The organism is Bacillus sp. JJ722, from assembly GCF_036963345.1.
Lineage (GTDB): Bacteria > Bacillota > Bacilli > Bacillales > DSM-1321 > Bacillus_AD.
Genome location: NZ_JBALMO010000391.1, coordinates 1 through 873 on the forward strand (window position 1 = coordinate 1; position 873 = coordinate 873).

The window sequence follows — 873 nt, forward strand, 5'->3', positions numbered from 1 at the left end:
ACTGAATACTTTATCACCATTAGCATATTGTGATAAAGTATTTTCCCCTGAGTATATTCCGAAAAGTGAAAATTTATTATTTTTGAGATTGGTTTCCTAAAAACCTCTCTTTTTACTGTTTCTTCAAAGGTTTCCCCAATCTCCATAATACCTCCTGGAATTCCCCAAATATTATAATCAACTCTTTTTTTCAAAAGAATACGTCATAAACAATCTTCAATTATGGCGCCGCATCCAACAGTTAATAAAGTTTCGTGTCCAATCATTTCCCTCATTGTTTTAATATAGTCATTCAATAATCGAACCCTTCTATAAATATCACAACAATTTTTTGATTATTTAGCATTTAAATTCAAATGTATTTTTTTCTAGACATATTGCTTCATCAGAAGTTTTTATAATAAGATCAAAATACTGACTGTACGGATGCATAAAAACTTCATACTGAATTCGACGTTCTTTATGGGACTGCCTTAAATAATTGATATCGGCTCCCCTTTCAACAATATCACGGCTCGACCTTCTCATTAATTCCGTTTCACCATCTGTATAGAAGTAAATTTTCAAATCAAATAAATCTGGATTAATAAACGCGACACTCATTCCTTCTACAATCGTTACTTTGTTTCTCGAAGAAATTAACTCGCTTTTCATATAATGTGTATCGATCGTATATAAATCTAAACCCTCTCTAACCATCTGAACATCTCTTTCTAATGAAGGCAAATGATGCGTTGCTGGATGGCAAGCAGTCATTTTGTAACAATGATTTTTATTTTGATATGTATAGTCGATATTGGTATGCATTCGTATCTTCGAACTAACAATATACGAATCTGTATTAATATAATTCACTTCATTTTGATTTAGTAG

General features: G+C 31.2%; 2 protein-coding genes. Both read right to left on the reverse strand.

What is annotated here, in order from left to right; translation table 11 throughout:
• Window positions 1-194, reverse strand: a 194-nt coding sequence (locus V7014_RS26635) for an NUDIX domain-containing protein (RefSeq protein WP_335512063.1), incomplete at its 3' end; no start/stop codon positions are given.
• Between the two features lie 145 nt (window positions 195-339).
• On the reverse strand, window positions 340-873 hold a 534-nt coding region (locus V7014_RS26640), incomplete at its 5' end, for a phosphoribulokinase (RefSeq protein WP_335512065.1).